Below are 17,446 nucleotides of genomic sequence, written 5' to 3'. Positions count from 1 at the left end.
TTTGCCTCTTAGAAAACCAGCCCGACGCGGGCGTAAATGCTGATGTGATCCGGCTGCAGATAGCCGGGATAGCTGAGGGGAACGCCCACGGTGTACTGGGTGTAGAAATAGCGCCCGCGCGTGCTGAGGCCCACCGCGCTGCCCCACAGCGTGCCGGTGGATTCACGGTTCTGCGCATCGCTTTTTAACCAGCCGCCGTCAATGGCGGCCAGCGCGCTGACGTCGCCTATAACGGGCAGCGTGAACAGGCTGTAGCTCAGCTCGTTGCGCAGGTAACCGCCAGCGTCGCCGGAGAGATACTGTTCTTTAAAGCCGCGCACCGAACTTTCGCCGCCAAGCGTTAGACGCTCGCTGCCGTACAGCCGATCGGGCGACCACTGTCCGTAAATGCTGCTCAGCAGCCACAGATTGTTAGCCAGCGGGCGCTGGAAGCTGCCGCTGATGCTCCACTTGCGGAATTGTGCTTTGGGCAGGTCGCCAGTTTTGCCCGCGTCATCCTCGGCATCAAACCACGGCATACCGCGGCTGAAAGCCGGGTTGAGCGTGGCAACGCCGCCAAGGATTTTCTGGGTGTGATTGATTCCCAGCTGCGTGCTGGTGATCTTGCGGCTGCTGCTCTGCAACAAAGTATTGTTGAGGTAGTTGTGGCTGGAGTAATGATTGAAGCCGAGCTGGACGCCGGTTTTAATATCGCCATTGCGGAACAGTACCCACGAACCGTTAATCCGGTGCGCGACGTTGTCGCCGTTGCTCAGCCACGTGAAGCCGTTGTTGACGAAGCTGCTGTGATAGTTGCTCCAGCTGTAGCTATAGTCGATCAGGCCGTAGCCGTACGGTACGCTGACGCCCGCCTGCAGGTTCTGCGCATCACGCCAGTCGCTGAAGGCGCTGCTGCGCCCGCCGCTGATGAACCAGCGGTCGGCCAGTCCCAGCAGGTTATTGCCGGTCAGCGCGCCGTTAAGCTGCCCAACGCCCGTGCTCTTCTGGCCGCTGTTATCGAATCCGAACGACGCGCTCAACGGAAACTCAGGTTCAGCCGTCAGGTTCACCACCGAATAGCCAGTTTTCGGCGACGGCTGGATTTCAATCTGCACCGGCTTGCTGCGCACGCGGTTAATCTGCTCCATACCCTGTTCAATATCGCGCAGGTTGAGGATTCTGCCTTCGAGCCCCGGAAAGGCCATCTGCAGAGCACGCGGATGCTGTCCGTCTAAACGAATGGCGTCTAATTTCCCCTCCAGCACCGGAATAATTAACTGGCCCTGCGATAAATCCTGCTCGGTTAAAAATGCCCGGCTGGTAATATAGCCCCGCTGCATATACCAGTCAGAAACGGCATGTACCAGCGAATTAATTTCCGTTAAATTCAGGCAGCGATTAATATAAGGCGCAATAAGATGGTGCTGCTGGCCTGCAGAGATAAGCGTGGCGTGCTGAATAATAATTTTCTGCACGGGAAAGCACGGTCCTGACGGGTTGGAGCCCGCTAATGGCGTACTCTGCGCCGTGGCGGTGTTCCACAATGCATTCCGCTGCTGCTGGTCCTGCTGCAGACGCTGTTGCTGCTGATTCTGGATGTAATCACGATCACCCGGATTTAACGGTGCCGCAACTGCTGATGCAGTCAATAAGCTGACGCATAGCGCCAGGAACTTCCCTGTATTTGCCATCATAAAAGACTTAAGTAAAATTAATTGTAAATATTTTGTAAGTTTGCTCGCGCAGAATATCACCTAAACAATGAGAAAGTTCCTGAAGGCGATATAAAACGAAAATAATTTTTTAATATTAATTAGATCGGCTTTTTGCTTTGGATTAACTCAAATAAAAAGAGGGTTGTTTCCGTACAGTGAGAAAAGCTGAAATTACCCAGATATATTCCCCCCCCCTTTCCATTAGTACCTGAAGCGGAATTAACCGCACATCGTCTCTGAATGATTAGGTAAACCGTAGCGATAGCCTATTTAGGCGATCAAAAGTTCATTCTGGTGCCAGTCGGAACCTGCATGAGACGGTGTAAAATTCGCAGGAAGACAGATTATTTGAGCTTCGAACATTAAAAGATGGCCTAATAAAAGAACAGCTTTTGAACATCATTGGATTGTCAGGAAGTCATCAGATGGAGATTTTTGCCAGTTTACCAATTGTGTTATTCTTAAATAAGATTAATGAGATTCCTGTTGACATTAAAAAATAGGAAAACAGGGTGATATTATCAACAGGCATAGAAAAAGGTGCTTACTCATTTTTTTCCCGTCATCGATACCTTTTATTGGGAAGATAGCCCGCAACAAATGAGAATGTATGAATTCTAAACATGCTCAACATTGTCAGATTGAGTCCGCACCGGCCGTTCCTTCCAGGAAATTTCAGAGATTCTATTCCGATTTGATCATTCATATTCGTTTGGTTATATCCTTCCGCCACCAATTGATCTAAAGGAAGATGATATGAAGTTTCAGCATTATTTACTGGGAAGCGTGATGAGTATGTTCAGCGTCTCTGGATTTGCCGCAGAAATGATAAATCCGATAAGCGTGCATGTACTGAATTTACAGACTGGCGTCCCGACCGCAGGCATTAAGGTCGAATTGGATAGAAAAAAAGGAAATGAGTGGTTAAAACTGGCCGAAGGAACCACCAACGCACAAGGGCGCATTTCAGCGCTTTATCCTACTGGTCAGGCAACTCAAATGGGGATTTATCGTGTCATTTTCAAAACCGGCGACTATTACCAAAAAAGCGGTGAGCCAACATTCTTCCCGGAAATTCCAGTGATATTCACTCTGGATAAAGCCGATCAGCACTATCATATTCCACTACTGCTTAGCCAGTTTGGCTACTCAACTTATCGCGGTAATTAAGCGCAACTCCCACTTTTTTTGACGGAGTAATACTGCTGGCGACAATATTACTCCGCGCAGACATGGTCGCGCCATAGTGCCAGCCAACGGCTGGTTCGAATGGAAGAAAGAAAACGGAAAAAATCGCACATGATGTAGCGCTTCCGGAGCAGGATGTTACATGGCACCCTGTAAGTAAGAAGGTTGGGAACATACTTAACCATGGCAAAGTGCTGGTTGAGCCCGATAAGTAGGCGCTCCCTTGATAGAGTTTGCCGGTGCTCTGGCCGGCATATCAGGATTGGGGCATTCTGCGTAAAGCAGGTAGTGAAATTATCTTGCTCCTAAACGGCAAGGTCTGCTGGACGATGATCGCCGCCAGCACGTCGCGGTGGGCGGGGACTTATTGACGATATTCAGGCAAATGTAGTTGTAAATGAATTTTTGAGATCACAAGGAAGTCATATGCTAAATCCTGGGTTTGTTAGTCGCAAAGCGCTTGCTGAATGGCATGATGTCCCCGCTTTGCTACCTCAGTTCCAATTTCATGAAAAACACTGCGCCGTTATTAAGACGAATTCACCTGATAAAATCCTGCCCCTGGTTACTGAATTCGACATTCAGCAAGATGCCGTTATCCGGCTAATGATGTTTGTGCGGCAACTCCCGCAAAATGTTGGGTTCAGAAAGAAAGGTCAGGTGGTAAATCGCTTCGGACTACACAGCTTTACTCTTCTGGAAAAGTCAGCATCGGAGCTTTGTTACGGCTTACGCGGAAAATTCTGGCGTGCAGATTTTGGTCTGGAAAACGTGCCTGATGCCAACGCTTACCTGGCGGCGGTCCCACCGGGAAGCGCAAAGCTTCTATTACGTTATCGGGTAGCGGAATTAAAGGAAGCTCAATATGAGCTATGTACTGAAACGTTTATCTACTGCCCGGATAAAATTACTCAGATGAAAATGGCCGCTTACTGGCTGGCGATACGTGCAGGAAGTGGCTGGATCCGAAAAAGAACGCTCAACGCTGTTCAGTCAAAAATTTAAGTCCAGATTACGCAACGGAAAAAAGCTTATGAAAAATGAATGATGCTTGGCACTGAGTAATCAATTGAGATTCAAATGGGCAGTTTTGAGCAATTTGCGGATGTCAAAAACATGATGACAAGGTAGTACTACCACATTAAATATCCCCCCATGTACTCCTTCTTTTTCTGGCGCAAAAGGGCCAGGCCCAAGGAACATGGCGTCTGCTATGAGCGAGAAGCGGACATTCGTAATTGAGTCGCCATGGATCTTGCTAACCAAACCGTGTATATCTACTGGGAATAGGTGATACTTAACAAATTGTGCATTTTAGTACTCATGCTTTGGTTTAATGAACATATTATAAAAAATCGCCGTCAGAGTGTTAGGTATGCAGAACAGGATCAGTATTGATGATTAGCGAACCGGTAGAGGGACTAGGTACAATCATCTTTTTTCTGAGTAGACATTTTTAATGGCGGGCCTAGCCACCTAGCGATTAACCAGTCATGATGCAGATGCCCATCTTTTGAAAAAAGATCCTTTCCCTGTGATAGTTTGAAGTTGAAGGTATGTTTATCACTGCTTTCGCCAGTAAAAAGATTGGCAACAACTTCAGTGTGGGCGCCATAATAGTTTTCAAAAATCTTATTAAGGTAGTCAACATAAAATGTTTCATGTATTCCAATAGGATCGTCTAAGAATACATGTATCTGACTTGCAGGAAGGAGATCCATCAGGTTGTGCAAATTTTCAAGCCGGATTGCACCGCCTATCTCAATTTCTACGGTATCGCCAGGTCTAATAGTCAGTGGAGTATTCACGTTAGCATCTGCACCGAATACACATTTCCCTTGTGAACCAGCTTTACCTTTCCCTGAATACATACCGCCCACTATGTCTGCATCGGCGCTAATTAACATAAGCGGCTCCTTGCCATAGTTCCTGACAGTTAGAATAAGAAAAGCATCATCAACGGAATGTCTCACTAAAGGCGATATTCTGAAAGGTTGAAGGCGAGCGTTGATAACTTTTAGCGGTTCAGGACGGAATACATTAGATATCATGCTCCAGCTATCATGGATAGCGTTAATGCCAGTTGCAATCGCAACTGTAACTACCGCGCTAGGAACAACATATTTAATCCACTTTGTTTTGAAAAAATAAAGTAGATTGTTAGAAAAATTATTACGCAAAAATTTTTCCTTAACCTGCATTTATAAATACCATCTCTACATGGTCTCATACACGCTAAAAAAATAAAATATTAATCGCCCCTGATTCCTGGAGGACTAAAATCATGAGCGAAAACCTTAAGTCAGACCTGAAGACAGCTCCTATTGTTTGCAACGTCCGCTTCTGGCACAGAGCGGACATTCAGTAACGCTAGTTCAGGGCAAAAGCAATCGCCGCGCCACGTTGGACGTTCAGGTTATTCTGGCCAGCGAGGCTGGCTGCATCAGCTCTACTCAAGTAGAATCGAAGCCAGTTTAAAGCCTTGGTAAAAAAATGATTGAACTAAAGTGCAGTGAGTGCGGGCAGATGAACGGCGTCAATTTTGATGAACTTCATCGGGTCAATAACGGCGCATCCGGAGAGGACACAACAGCCTTCACTTACGATGACGAGATTAAATGTTGCCGATGTGGTGCTGTTAACTCTGTAGAGTACGGTAAAGTGAAGGGGGTTACTGTAACGCAGAATTTTAATCAGCTGGCTAATCCAAAAATAGGCCGCGTCAGCGGCCTTCTTTCTGCCCCGCGTTTAATTTCAGCCGCACCCGGACAGACAGTTTATTCTGTCCAACGCGGGTAGCTTCGCTACAGATACGCAGTAGGTAATGTTCGGCATCTAAACGGCAGCTATCAGCGAGGAACGGACAGTTACAATCATCACCAAAGCCATTAGCCTCATCACGAGTATCAAGCTGTATTAATTAATGGGGAGCAGGTTAATGCGGGGTTTTCGACTTATGGATTTGATACAGGTGTCAAAATTAAAATGAGCAGTGTAAAGATAGACAAGTACATTAGGTATAGTTTTGCGCTTGTGGCGATAGTTGCCATACTCATAACTACTTTCACAACTCCCAATCCAACATCTTACCAATATACAGTTTACCGAATAGTTCTGGCTCTAGCTGCTGGATGTATTGGTGCAGTTCTGCCCGGTCTCCTGGAAGTAAAATTTAAAGGGTGGTTAAGAGCATCTGGCGCAGCGGCGATCTTCGCTATAGTGTATTTCAAAAGCCCAGCTTTGCTTCAACAAAATCCTGAATCTGCAAGTAAACCTGTACCGCCTACGATGATTGATACATATGCCGTTAATAGTTCCAATCGCGATAGATACCTCGAATTATTTCGAACAGGACAGTTTGGTCAGCGGGATAAGCTGCGCATCGGTTGTGTTGAGTGGAGCGAATCATCGTGCGTGGCTGCTGGTAATTTTTTGCGATTGTTAAGCGAAGCTGGCTGGGAAATCGATTCGGACACTGTAGTCACAATGCAACCATCCTTGCCAGTTGAGGGCGTATCGATTGTAAGCCGTGGCGATGATCTGGTCGGTTTGCCGAAAGTACCACCCCACATGGGCCGTTGGAGTCGATCAGACATTAGCTATGAAATTTTGACGGCGGCATTTAAATTGATGGGAGTCCCGGTTTATTTTTCTAGTGACCCAACATTACAACCAGGTACTACCGGAGTGTACTTTGGACCGAAACCGAAACTGGATGTGTCAAGCAAGCAAAAAGATGAAAATGTACGACGTGAGCTTCTCCGCTACGTCGGTTTGGGAATGGCTATTCAGCGAGCCTGCTCTCAGCTGTCCGTCGAACTTTGCACGGGTGAACTCTTTACCTGGGAAACGTCTGTATCTTCGTTTCTAAGTCAACAGCGATTCAACTCCGATGCCGTAAACAGATGGCTTGCCTTGCCGCAGGCTAATGCGGCTTCGGTAACTGTAGACATGAAAATAAAGCTAGATATGTTGATGCCATTTGTACTGGGCATCGAATAACTATACCTCATGTGAGGATGAATGTTCGTCTAGTGGGCCGCCTAGCAGTTAGCGCTATCTGTTTGTGTAAGCCTGCGGAATCCAACTAGTGTTCTACGATGCGTTGTTTGGCGAAGAATCAGTGTTGAAGCATTGGTATTAGACAACTAAAGCCACAATTTGCTCGTGCGTCGAAAATGCAGACGCCTATTGTATAGCACGAAGGCGATATTCAAAGGCTCACACTTGCCAAGCCACTAAGGTCTGTTCTTGGCACAAAGCGGACAGATACGGGAGCCGTTCAAATGAAGCTCGGCTACACGCCCAGTGCGGAAGCGGGCGGCCGTTTAATTGAGCCGCCAGCAAACCCAGCCTTCGTAGCGTTTTTTGCGGGCAAAGGCTGGATGCCGCCAGACAGGCGCAGCAGTAATTAACAGCCGATGTCGAATGTCGCTCTTACGAGTAACACGCTGATCAATCTCTATTTGAAAGACGGTGAGTGATAATCTCCAAACCAATCTGTTGACCGTGTGAAAGCTCAAGTGTGTTGCCATCAGGATCGGCAAAAAATGCCCAGTAACCTACCGGTGCTGATGATTGCTGCGCTGGACGACGTAAAACGCCCTCTTGTTCCGCTAAAGCCACTTTGGCATCAATTTCTTCCCTGGTTTTACAGGCGACGCCAATGTGACCAAAAGGTCCCAACGGGGTATCTACAGTAGTTTGAGACTGCACGAGTACCAATGCAAACGGACGGGTCAAATCGGAAAGCCATGCCACCTTTTGCGCTTCTGCAATCCCAGGTTCGCGCTCATGGATCACCTGCATTCCGGCGTAACGCTGATAGAAATCGACGCTACTTTCTATATCTCTCACTTGCAGCGCTATATGGCTAAAACCAATATCGTGTTCCAACATATTCCATTCCTTTAAAATAAGCAGGATTTGAATATGCCATAAATCATTAATAGCATTTGTTCTCAGGTGCTTTTACGTTCTGGCTCCACAATATGCATCTCTCACATCAGGTGCGGCATGTATTTAAACACGACATTTCTCGCTTTATTTTTTTAAATAACCCAAAAATCTTACCTAACCAAAATATAAAGTTTTAATCATGAATTCTGTATTGATATATTCAGATTAATATTCATCATCCGCCCTTGAATAATCAGCTCCGCATGGATTATTTACGTAAGGTTATCATTATATTGTTAAGTAATATTGTCTGGTAGATTTCCTGCTCAAAACGAAAACGGTGCAAGGATCGGCGCGTTTTTTATAGCCGAAATGAGGAGTTCGTGCCATGTTCTGCTCCCTCGCCTGGCTGTTTGTGAAATATGTTCTAAGCTAGTTGAGTAGTTAAAATTATTTCTGAAAGGAACTCATTACGATGAAAAAAACAGTGCTGTTAACCGCTTTTCTGGGCTCTTTTGTGGCTTTAACCCTGGCAGGTTGCTCATCTAATCAGGCAATCAAGACAACGGACGGGCGCACTATCGTCACTTCTGGCAAGCCGCAAATTGACAGTGACACCGGCCTGGTTTCTTACAAAGATGCGCAAACGGGTAAAACTGAGCAGATTAATCGCGACAAGATTACCAACATGAGCGAACTGGATAACTAATAACGCGCCTGGAGAGAGTGATGAAAAAAGCCCTATTGATCTCAATTGCTGCAGTTGTGGCACTATCCGCCCTGACGGGTTGTACTCGCACCTCTTACGCCATCCATACCAACGATGGTCGTACTATCGTGGCCGATGGTAAACCGCAAGATGCGGAAACCGGTCTGCTGGGTTACACCGATGCCAACGGCGTCAAGCAGCAAATGAATAAGAGTGATGTGAAAGAAATTTCCGAGATCCCGAAAAAATAGGTTTATGTAGTAAAGCGCCCGCTGTATGGGAAAATCCCATACAGCGGAGCGAAATTAAAACCTCGTAGCTAAATATCCGTTCGCTCTCCGCTCATCATCGCTCTCATACATATCCCATCATCCTCAACATGGCCTGCGCCTGATTCATGGCGTCTGCACGATGCGTTACGCCCAATTTCTGATAAAGATTGCGAATATGCGTTTTGATGGTGGTGGCGGCAACATCCAGTTCGCCGGCAATCTGATCGTTACTGTAGCCCGAATAGATCAACCCTAATACCTGCCACTCTCGCTGGGTGAGCGGGCTGGTGCGGATAAGCTCTGGTACATCAGGATGGTTAAGCAATCGACTCACAAAACCTTCATCAAAGTGGGCAAACTTGTGACGATGATATTTATTGATCTCACTCAGAATGCGTCTGGCGCGATGATTATCCAGCTCATCCAACGTATTGAGCTGGATGAGCTGTCGCAGCTGCTGCGCCATCGCTTCTCCCTCAATAACAAAATGGCTGACGAAACCGGTGCTGCGCGCCAGTTTTAGCGCGTCTGTTAACGCCTGCTGCGCCTCGGCTTTGCGCTCGCTTTGCCAGTAAATCTGGTTCAACAGCAGCAGGTTGCGGTTCATGTCGCTCATCAGGTTGAGCGCGCGAGCATTATCATTCAGCTCATCCAGCACCACTTCGGCCTGGCTCATATTCCCCAGCAAAATTTGTGCGCGCGCCACGTTGCGCCACTGCCCTTGTAAGAAATGGTTATTGGCAAACTCAGGTTTCGCCGTCTGCCGCATCCAGTTGCTGGCGCTCTGGCTGTCGCCGGTCATCTGCCAAAAAATCACTCTGACTTTATCGGCATTGGCGATCCAGTCGCTGTGTAATGACCCATTGTTAAGCAGGTTCTCAAGACGACTCAGGTGGCTGCGCGCGTTATCGAGATTGCCGCGCGCCAGCGAACACTGCACCAGCAAACCCAGACACTGAATCTGCTGCTGCGGCTGATACCCTTTCAGGACTTTAATCCCTTCGCGCGCGGCATGCTCCGCTTCGTCCAGCCGGCCCCAGGCCCACAGCAGCTGCGCCCGGATGCGCAGCAGAAATTCATGCATTGGGAACTGCGCCAGATGCTGCTCGTTAACCAGCGCAAAGGCTCGTTCCTGCATCTCATACGCAGACTGCAAGAAACCCTGCGCGAATAAGATTTCACTCTGCTGGATCAGGCTCCACAGCGCGTAATTCCACGCTTCTTCACGACGCGCCATCTGCTCCGTTTGGCGCATGAGCTTCAGCGAGCTGCTGAGTTCACCTTTGCAGTGCATCACTTCACCCAGCACGGACGTGGCGACAATGCAGCTGTATTGACGGCTCTGCGGCAGCACATTGAGTGCCAGCAATGCCAGACGTTCGGCTTCCTCGGCATTGCCATCATTCATGGAAACCTGCGCCAGTAGCGCATTGAATTCCCCACGCAGCGCATCGTCAATTTCGCTGCTGCAGGATTGTTCAAAACGCATCAGCAGCGTGTTCACTTCGGAAAAACGGTGCTGGCTTTGCAGCAGCCAGGCCTGAAGCAGCAGCAGCTTGGGGTTTTCCTGCAGGATCGCCCACGGCAGCGCCTTTAATGACGTCTCCAGCAGCGTAAGCTCGCTTTGATTAAACAGCGCCCAGGCATACTCAAGTAAAACATCACGTAGCATCAGCGCATCACCGGCGGCCAGCGCATGATGAATGGCTTCACCGGGAAAACCCAGCGTCATCCAGCTCTCAGCCGCCGCGCGATGCAGCGCGGGCAGTTCTGCCGCTAGCTCCCACTGACAGCGCTGACGTAAAAAATTGCCAAACAGCGGGTGATAGCTAAACCATTCGCCTGAGTTATCCATGCGCTGTAAAAACAGCCCTTGCCGCTCAATCTCTTCCAGCCGCATCTGCCCTTGTTCTTCCCCGGTTACGCAGGCGATCAGCGTGTCGTTCATGGAGCGCAGCAGCGCACTTTTCAGCAGAAATTGACGCGTGGCGTTATCGACGTTATTCAGCACTTCCTCAACCAAATAATCAGCTAAATGGCTGGCGTTGATACCAGAAAGACGACGCGCGGAGTCCTGCGCCGAGCCGGCACCCTGGCGGGTGGAGAGCGCGATCAGCTGCAAGGCCGTTGCCCATCCCGCGACATCATCACACAAGCGTCCGCTCTCATCCGACGCCAAAGGCGTGCTCAGGCGGCAATCGAAAAATTGCTTAGCTTCATGATGAGTGAATGCCAGCTGCTGGCTGCCTAATTCAATCAGCTGCTCGCGCACGCGCAGATTGGCTATACCGAGCTGTGGCAAATTACGTGACAGCAAAATCAGCGTCACATTCTCCGGCTGATTACGTAAGAAGAAGCGCATCGCATCATGGATGGCAGGGTTGGTGATGTGGTGATAATCGTCGATGATCAACCACACCGGTTGCTGCCACAACGTCAGTTCACTGAGCAGCTGAGCAAACAAGGCGTTGAGGTTGATGTATTGCCGCTTCTGCGCCAGTGCTTCGCTGCGGGCACAGCCGCCAAGCGTTGCCTGCTGCAGGGCCGCAATCAGGTAATCAACGAAACGTTCAGGCTGATTGTCGCCCTCATCCAGTGAATACCAGCCAAGATTGGGCTTGCCTGCTGCCCATTGGGATATCAGCGTGGTTTTGCCATATCCCGCCGGACTGGTTACCAGCACCAGACGATAATTCCCCGCGGCGCTCAGTTTCTGAATCAGGCGATTACGCGCTACCGTGCTCTCGAGGCGGACTGGACGGCTGAGTTTTGAGGGTATTAACATCGGCGAACGTTTCTCCCTTAACGTGGCGCATCATTATTTTACGCTTCGTAATTAATAGTCACATACGTTCAGATATTCGTTTACCTATTGCAAGCGAACCCATAAAGCAATCTTAACAAAAGCGAGGGTTATCACATTCCTGCCACGCTTTCAGATTTCCCTCAGCCTCTCCACCCCGATCATCCTCCCCCCTGAATTTTTCGCAGGAGGAGGAGCGCCAACAGCCCGTCGCGCAGAATGGCAGGTACTTCCTCTCGTACTGGATAACCTGGTTATGAAATTTGATCGCACCCGTTTTAAACACGCACTGACCCGCCAGTGGCAACGATTTGGTCTGCAGGATGCAAAAGAGATGACGCCGGATCAGTGGTGGCAGGCGCTCAGCGGTGCACTGGCCGATATGCTGGCCGACAGGCCCGCAGCGCCACCGGCCACCTCACAGCGTCATGTGAATTACATCTCTATGGAATTTTTGCTGGGCCGCCTGACCGGCAACAATCTGCTGAACCTTGGCTGGTATGACGACGTCAATGCAGCGCTAGCCGAGTGGGGTATCTCACTGAGTGACGTGGAAGAGCGTGAAATCGATCCGGCGCTGGGTAACGGTGGTCTGGGGCGTCTCGCGGCCTGTTTTCTGGATTCAATGGCGACGGTGGGACAGTCGGCCACCGGCTACGGCCTTAATTACCAGTACGGACTGTTCCGCCAGCATTTTGTTGATGGCGCCCAGCAGGAGCAACCGGATAACTGGCAGCGCGACCGCTATCCCTGGTTTAACCACAATGCGGCGCTCACGGTAGAGGTTAAGCTGGGCGGAAAAGTCATCACGCAGAACGGTGTTCCACATTGGGAACCCGCGGTGCAGATATTGGGGGAAGCCTGGGATCTGCCGGTTGTGGGTTACCAAAACGGCGTGACGCAGCCTCTGCGCCTGTGGCAGGCGAAACAGGCGCAACCGTTTGATTTGCAACGCTTCAATAACGGCGATTTTCTGCGGGCCGAGCAGCGCGGCATTGACGCTGAAAAACTGACGAAAGTGCTCTACCCCAACGACAACCACGACAGCGGCAAAAAACTGCGCCTGATGCAGCAATATTTCCAGTGTGCCTGCTCGCTGGCGGACATCCTGCGCCGTCATCATCGCGCCGGACGCCCTATTGAATCTTTGCCAGATTATGAGGTGATTCAGCTTAACGATACCCATCCGACCCTGGCGATTCCGGAGCTGATGCGCCTGCTGCTGGACGAGCATCAACTGAGCTGGGAAAACGCGTGGCAGATTACGCAGCACACTTTTGCCTACACCAACCACACCTTAATGCCTGAAGCGCTGGAGTGTTGGGACGTACGCATGGTGCGCGCCCTACTGCCGCGCCATATGATGATTATCAACACCTTAAACGCACAGTTGAAGAAGCAAGTTAACGCGCGCTGGCCTGGTGAGGACGCGATCTGGACGAAGCTGGCGCTGGTGCACAATAATCAGCTACGCATGGCAAATCTCTGCGTCACCAGCGGTTTTGCGGTGAACGGCGTGGCCGCGCTGCACTCACAGCTGGTGGTCAACGATCTCTTCCCCGAATACCACGCGCTGTGGCCAGAGAAATTTCATAACGTCACCAATGGCATCACCCCACGCCGCTGGATCAATCAGTGCAATCCCGCGCTTGCCGCGCTGATTAGCCAAACGCTCGACCAGCCGTGGTTAACCGATCTGAGCAAGCTTGAGGCGCTAGAGGTGTACGCCGATCATGCCGCATTCCAGGCGCAATACCGCGCGATTAAGCAGCAAAATAAGCTGGCACTCACGGCCTGGATTGCAGAACGCACCGGCGTGGTAGTGAATCCCGAGGCGATGTTTGATGTGCAAATCAAACGCCTGCACGAATATAAACGTCAGCATCTTGCGCTGCTGCACATCATTGCCTTGTGGCAAACCTTAGTAAGCGACCCGCAGGCCAATCTGGCGCCGCGCGTGGTGCTGTTTGGCGCGAAAGCCGCACCGGGATATGTACTGGCGAAAAATATCATCTACGCCATTAACAAAGTGGCGGCCACTATCAACAACGATCCGCGCATTGGCGACCGCCTAAAAGTCGTGTTTATTCCGGATTACAATGTGTCGGTGGCGGAACGACTGATTCCGGCGGCGGATTTATCCGAGCAGATTTCCACGGCAGGCAAAGAGGCTTCCGGCACCGGCAACATGAAGCTGGCGCTCAACGGGGCGTTAACCATCGGCACGCTGGACGGCGCTAATGTGGAGATCGCCGAGCAGGTTGGCAGTGAAAATATCTTTATCTTCGGGCATACAGTGGATCAGGTCCGCGCGCTGAAGGCCAATGGATACGCGCCTGACGCCTGGCGGAAAAAAGATCCGCAGCTCGATAGGGTGCTCAAGGCGTTAGAAGATGGCACCTTTAGCGACGGCGACGCCAGCGCTTTCGCCCCCTTATTGCAAAGTCTTAGCACTGCGGGCGGCGATCCCTATCTGGTGCTGGCCGATTTTCGCCACTACCTGAACGCCCAGGCGCAGGCAGAGGCTTTGTGGGCCGATCAACATGGCTGGACGCGCGCCGCCATCCTCAACACCGCGCGCTGCGGTATGTTCAGCTCCGACCGCGCAATACGAGACTATCAGCAACGCATCTGGCAGGCCGCGCGATGAGCAGCACCATGACACCAGCATTTGAAATCGAGTCTGCCATCGCCAGCGATTACATCGACGCGCATGGTCGTTTGCAATCCGTCTCCGCCGTTACCCGCCAGCGTCTGCTGGCGGCTATGCATCCTCGCCGGCAGAGATCCTCACCGCTGCCGCCGGTCTGGATCGTGCACGCGCAATCGGCTGAAATTGTGCTGCCCGCGTCTGACGTAAGTGCGGCCTGGCAACTGGTGAGTGAACAGGGCGAAAGCTGGAGCGGCCAATGCGTAGCCAACCAGCCGATCGCCTTGCCGTCGCTGCCGTTGGGCTACCACCAACTGACTGTGCACGCGCAGCCGCAGCCGTTGCACTGCCGTATTATTGTCGCGCCCGTTCGCTGCTATGAGCCGCCGGCCATCACGCAGGGACAATCGTTGTGGGGTGCGTGTATTCAGCTGTATACCCTGCGCTCTGCCACCAACTGGGGCATCGGCGACTTCGGCGATCTCCAGCAGATGCTGGCAGAGGTAGCCCAGCGCGGCGCGGCCTGCGTTGGCCTTAATCCTTTGCACGCGCTGTTCCCGGCACTGCCGGAGAGTGCCAGCCCTTATAGCCCGTCGTCGCGTCGCTGGCTCAATATGCTGTATATCGACGTCGCCGCCGTAGAGGACTTTAAGCAGAGTGAAGAGGCGCAGCGCTGGTGGCATTCGGCTGCGACACAGCAGGCTTTGCAGGCGGCGCGTGATGCTGAGTGGGTCGATTATTCGGCCGTTACCCACCTTAAGCTGGAAGCGCTGCGCCTTGCCTGGCAGCACTTCAGAAAGCGCGATGCTGACGATAAGCAAGTGAACGCTTTTGCTGCTTTTATCGCAGAAGGCGGAGAAAGTTTGCTGCATCAGGGCGTTTTTGATGCGCTGCACGCCGCACAAATCGCCGAGGATCCTCAACGCTACGACTGGACAACCTGGCCTGCCGCCTTGCAATCACCTGATAGCCCGGTGGTACGGGCATTTCGTATCGAGCATACCTACGAGGTGCGCTTCTATCTGTGGCTGCAATGGCTGGCCGCCAGCCAGTTCGCTGCCTGCTGGGCTGTTTGTCAAAAACACCGGATGCCGATTGGTTTATACCGCGATCTGGCGGTTGGCGTGGCACAGGGTGGCGCAGAAACCTGGAGCGATCGCGAGCTGTACTGCTTGCAGGCCAGCGTCGGCGCGCCACCGGATATTCTCGGCCCGCTGGGACAGAACTGGGGACTGCCACCGATGGATCCGCAAATCATGCAGGCCCGCGCTTACGAGCCGTGGATTGCACTACTGCGCGCCAATATGCGCGACTGTGGCGCACTGCGTATCGATCACGTGATGGCGCTGCTGCGACTGTGGTGGATCCCGCTGGGAGAAACCGCTGCAGAAGGCGCTTACGTTCATTATCCTATCGACGATTTGCTCGCCATTCTCGCGCTGGAAAGCCAGCGCCATCGGTGCATGGTTATCGGCGAGGATTTGGGCACGGTACCGGAAAAGATTATCGGCAAACTGCAGCAGGCGGGCGTTTACTCCTACAAAGTGCTCTACTTTGAACAGACGTCAAAAACGGCGTTTCGTCCCCCTTCTCACTGGCCACGTCAGGCGATGGCGGTGGCAACCACGCACGATATGCCGACGCTGCGCGGCTGGTGGCAAAGTGACGATTTGCGCCTCGGGAGTGAGCTTGGGTTGTATCCGGATAAGCAGATTCTGGCTGGGCTCCACAAAGCGCGCTTAGCGGCCACGCAAGCATTGTTCAAGACTTTGCAACGCAGCGGCTATCTGTTAGATCGGGTTGACACACCGATAATGAATCAGGCATTAAGCGCGGCGCTGCATCGCTATCTGGCTGACAGCCGCAGCGCGCTGCTGGGATTGCAACCCGAGGACTGGCTGGATATGGCGGCCCCGGTGAATATTCCCGGCACCACCACGCACTATCCGAACTGGCGACGCAAGCTGAGCGCCTCGCTGGAGGAGATGTTCGCCAACCCGCAGATTAACGCCTTGCTGGCGGATATCGATCGGCGGCGGCGGAAAGTGAAATGAATGTTGGCCATGGATGGCGATAGTGCAGAATGCGCTCACTTGTAGCGGCGCGATTTATCGCGCGATGTTATGCCACCGAGCTTATTTTTGCGCCATAAATGGCGCCGCTACGAATTGTGCGATGTGTGGATTTTAACAAAAAAAGGTGCGCCGAAGCGCACCAGATGGAACAAATCAACACTGTCGGGGCGCTTTACCCCTTGCCTTTAACACTGCTGATAAAAACTTTCCTCGCCGAAGTTGAGCCCAAACGCTCGGCCTCATCCAGCAGCTTCAACGCTTTATCGATATTGCCCTGATCGACCGCCTGACGAATGTTCTGATTAAAATAGCCTTCGGTATCGGTCATGATCGGTTCACGTTTGGCTTCCGGTGCGGGTGCTGCGTGATACACCGCAGGCGCAACCGGCTGGGTATTTCCTACCGTTACCGGCGCGGGACCAGATGAACCAAACAACGGCCCGACCAAAATGGATGAACCTGAACTGGTTTTTACTTTCAACTTCAACGTGCCTTCACGGCTGTGGCGCGCAATGGGATCGGGAATATCCGGTATCGCATTGCCGGTGCCTTTGGCGTACGCCTTAGCCGGATCCAGTAACGTAGTGGTTTCGGTCAAATCCTTATCAGTGGTGAACACCAGCAGATAAATCTTTTGCTGCCCGAGCGCAGGGGTCAGCTTCATCACCCCTTCCAGCCGATCCGCGGCCATTACGCCCGGTTGCTGATAGGTGAAGAAGCGTGCCGGGAACCAGGCCGCAGGGCGCATATTCTCATCCAGAACCAACACATTCGGCGCAAATACCCGATTCTGCTGCACTTCGCTGCTTAGCGTGATGGTGAGTTCACCGATGTTAGCCGGCAGGCTATAGGCAGCCACCGCTCCCGTTACGCCTGCGGCATTCAAATTCGTTCCCTTTTCCGTCAGCGTGGTGGCCTGGGTGCGGGACGTATCCACCGGCAGCCAGCTTAACGTTTGCAGGCTGGCTGCAGGAATCGTTGGCGCGGCAGAGAGATCCTGCGGCACCAGATTCACTTCGGCGAAGGCCGGTAAACTCTGGCCAGCCAGCAGCGCCGCGCTCAGGCAGAGCGCAAAAACCGTTTTTTTCATTCTCATTGTGATACCTCAAAAAGCTGTCAGGCAGCGGCGCGAACCAGGCAATGGCGCGCCGCGCCG

Annotated in this window: 13 protein-coding genes; 8 read left to right on the top strand and 5 right to left on the bottom strand. The window is 51.7% G+C overall.

Going from position 1 to position 17,446, the window contains the following annotated elements:
* Positions 1-8 precede the first annotated feature (8 nt).
* Complete coding sequence (locus tag AC07WB_RS20085; protein WP_494941139.1) at positions 9-1,673, bottom strand: ShlB/FhaC/HecB family hemolysin secretion/activation protein; 1,665 nt, start codon at positions 1,671-1,673, stop codon at positions 9-11.
* A gap of 777 nt (positions 1,674-2,450) precedes the next feature.
* Between AC07WB_RS20085 and uraH the strand changes: the two genes are divergently transcribed.
* Both uraH and AC07WB_RS20075 read left to right on the top strand, forming a co-directional pair.
* A complete protein-coding gene (gene uraH / locus AC07WB_RS20080) occupies positions 2,451-2,864 on the top strand; it encodes a hydroxyisourate hydrolase (protein WP_494941138.1) in 414 nt (137 codons plus the stop codon).
* 444 nt (positions 2,865-3,308) lie between these two features.
* Positions 3,309-3,887 (top strand): hypothetical protein, encoded by a 579-nt coding sequence (locus AC07WB_RS20075; RefSeq protein WP_494941137.1) that lies wholly within the window; start codon positions 3,309-3,311, stop codon positions 3,885-3,887.
* 416 nt (positions 3,888-4,303) lie between these two features.
* Here AC07WB_RS20075 and AC07WB_RS20070 read toward each other — a convergent pair whose 3' ends face one another.
* A complete protein-coding gene (locus AC07WB_RS20070) occupies positions 4,304-5,083 on the bottom strand; it encodes a hypothetical protein (protein WP_494941136.1) in 780 nt (259 codons plus the stop codon).
* Between the two features lie 784 nt (positions 5,084-5,867).
* Between AC07WB_RS20070 and AC07WB_RS20065 the strand changes: the two genes are divergently transcribed.
* Positions 5,868-6,884 (top strand): hypothetical protein, encoded by a 1,017-nt coding sequence (locus AC07WB_RS20065; RefSeq protein ID WP_097098293.1) that lies wholly within the window; start codon positions 5,868-5,870, stop codon positions 6,882-6,884.
* A gap of 284 nt (positions 6,885-7,168) precedes the next feature.
* Positions 7,169-7,297, top strand: coding sequence for a hypothetical protein (locus AC07WB_RS20060; protein WP_494941135.1), 129 nt, complete (start codon positions 7,169-7,171; stop codon positions 7,295-7,297).
* A 40-nt stretch (positions 7,298-7,337) separates the two neighbouring features.
* Here the strand turns inward: AC07WB_RS20060 and AC07WB_RS20055 are convergent, their stop codons facing one another.
* A complete protein-coding gene (locus AC07WB_RS20055) occupies positions 7,338-7,781 on the bottom strand; it encodes a VOC family protein (RefSeq protein WP_400457207.1) in 444 nt (147 codons plus the stop codon).
* Between the two features lie 475 nt (positions 7,782-8,256).
* On the opposite strand from AC07WB_RS20055, the gene AC07WB_RS20050 reads away from it, so the two are divergent.
* Together AC07WB_RS20050 and AC07WB_RS20045 are read left to right on the top strand one after the other, a co-directional pair.
* Positions 8,257-8,490: a YgdI/YgdR family lipoprotein gene (locus AC07WB_RS20050; RefSeq protein WP_097098291.1), complete on the top strand. Its 234-nt coding sequence runs from the start codon at positions 8,257-8,259 to the stop codon at positions 8,488-8,490.
* A 20-nt stretch (positions 8,491-8,510) separates the two neighbouring features.
* Complete coding sequence (locus tag AC07WB_RS20045) at positions 8,511-8,741, top strand: YgdI/YgdR family lipoprotein (protein ID WP_345830204.1); 231 nt, start codon at positions 8,511-8,513, stop codon at positions 8,739-8,741.
* Between the two features lie 103 nt (positions 8,742-8,844).
* Here the strand turns inward: AC07WB_RS20045 and malT are convergent, their stop codons facing one another.
* Positions 8,845-11,547: an HTH-type transcriptional regulator MalT gene (malT, locus tag AC07WB_RS20040; protein WP_494941134.1), complete on the bottom strand. Its 2,703-nt coding sequence runs from the start codon at positions 11,545-11,547 to the stop codon at positions 8,845-8,847.
* A gap of 274 nt (positions 11,548-11,821) precedes the next feature.
* On the opposite strand from malT, the gene malP reads away from it, so the two are divergent.
* Both malP and malQ read left to right on the top strand, forming a co-directional pair.
* Entirely contained in the window at positions 11,822-14,215 is a 2,394-nt protein-coding gene (malP, locus tag AC07WB_RS20035) for a maltodextrin phosphorylase (protein WP_494941133.1), read from the top strand.
* Entirely contained in the window at positions 14,212-16,269 is a 2,058-nt protein-coding gene (gene malQ, locus AC07WB_RS20030; protein ID WP_494941132.1) for a 4-alpha-glucanotransferase, read from the top strand. The genes malP and malQ overlap by 4 nt, the downstream gene beginning before the upstream one ends.
* A 193-nt stretch (positions 16,270-16,462) precedes the next feature.
* On the opposite strand, the gene malM is transcribed toward malQ, so the two are convergent.
* Positions 16,463-17,386: a maltose operon protein MalM gene (gene malM / locus AC07WB_RS20025; protein WP_345830210.1), complete on the bottom strand. Its 924-nt coding sequence runs from the start codon at positions 17,384-17,386 to the stop codon at positions 16,463-16,465.
* Positions 17,387-17,446: the final 60 nt, after the last annotated feature.

It is taken from the genome of Pantoea sp. GW821-FHT03E06 (genome assembly GCF_059420725.1).
The sequence above is the reverse complement of the archived record's forward strand: the minus strand, read 5'-3'. Positions and strand labels throughout refer to the sequence as shown.

Coding starts and splice junctions, on each gene's coding strand:
- AC07WB_RS20075 (WP_494941137.1), top strand. CDS start 3,309: ATGCTAAATCCTGGGTTTGTTAGTCGCAAAGCGCTTGCTGAATGGCAT.
- malQ (WP_494941132.1), top strand. CDS start 14,212: ATGAGCAGCACCATGACACCAGCATTTGAAATCGAGTCTGCCATCGCC.
- AC07WB_RS20085 (WP_494941139.1), bottom strand. CDS start 1,673: ATGATGGCAAATACAGGGAAGTTCCTGGCGCTATGCGTCAGCTTATTG.
- malT (WP_494941134.1), bottom strand. CDS start 11,547: ATGTTAATACCCTCAAAACTCAGCCGTCCAGTCCGCCTCGAGAGCACG.
- uraH (WP_494941138.1), top strand. CDS start 2,451: ATGAAGTTTCAGCATTATTTACTGGGAAGCGTGATGAGTATGTTCAGC.
- malM (WP_345830210.1), bottom strand. CDS start 17,386: ATGAGAATGAAAAAAACGGTTTTTGCGCTCTGCCTGAGCGCGGCGCTG.
- AC07WB_RS20050 (WP_097098291.1), top strand. CDS start 8,257: ATGAAAAAAACAGTGCTGTTAACCGCTTTTCTGGGCTCTTTTGTGGCT.
- AC07WB_RS20065 (WP_097098293.1), top strand. CDS start 5,868: ATGAGCAGTGTAAAGATAGACAAGTACATTAGGTATAGTTTTGCGCTT.
- AC07WB_RS20060 (WP_494941135.1), top strand. CDS start 7,169: ATGAAGCTCGGCTACACGCCCAGTGCGGAAGCGGGCGGCCGTTTAATT.
- AC07WB_RS20055 (WP_400457207.1), bottom strand. CDS start 7,781: ATGTTGGAACACGATATTGGTTTTAGCCATATAGCGCTGCAAGTGAGA.
- AC07WB_RS20045 (WP_345830204.1), top strand. CDS start 8,511: ATGAAAAAAGCCCTATTGATCTCAATTGCTGCAGTTGTGGCACTATCC.
- AC07WB_RS20070 (WP_494941136.1), bottom strand. CDS start 5,083: ATGCAGGTTAAGGAAAAATTTTTGCGTAATAATTTTTCTAACAATCTA.
- malP (WP_494941133.1), top strand. CDS start 11,822: ATGAAATTTGATCGCACCCGTTTTAAACACGCACTGACCCGCCAGTGG.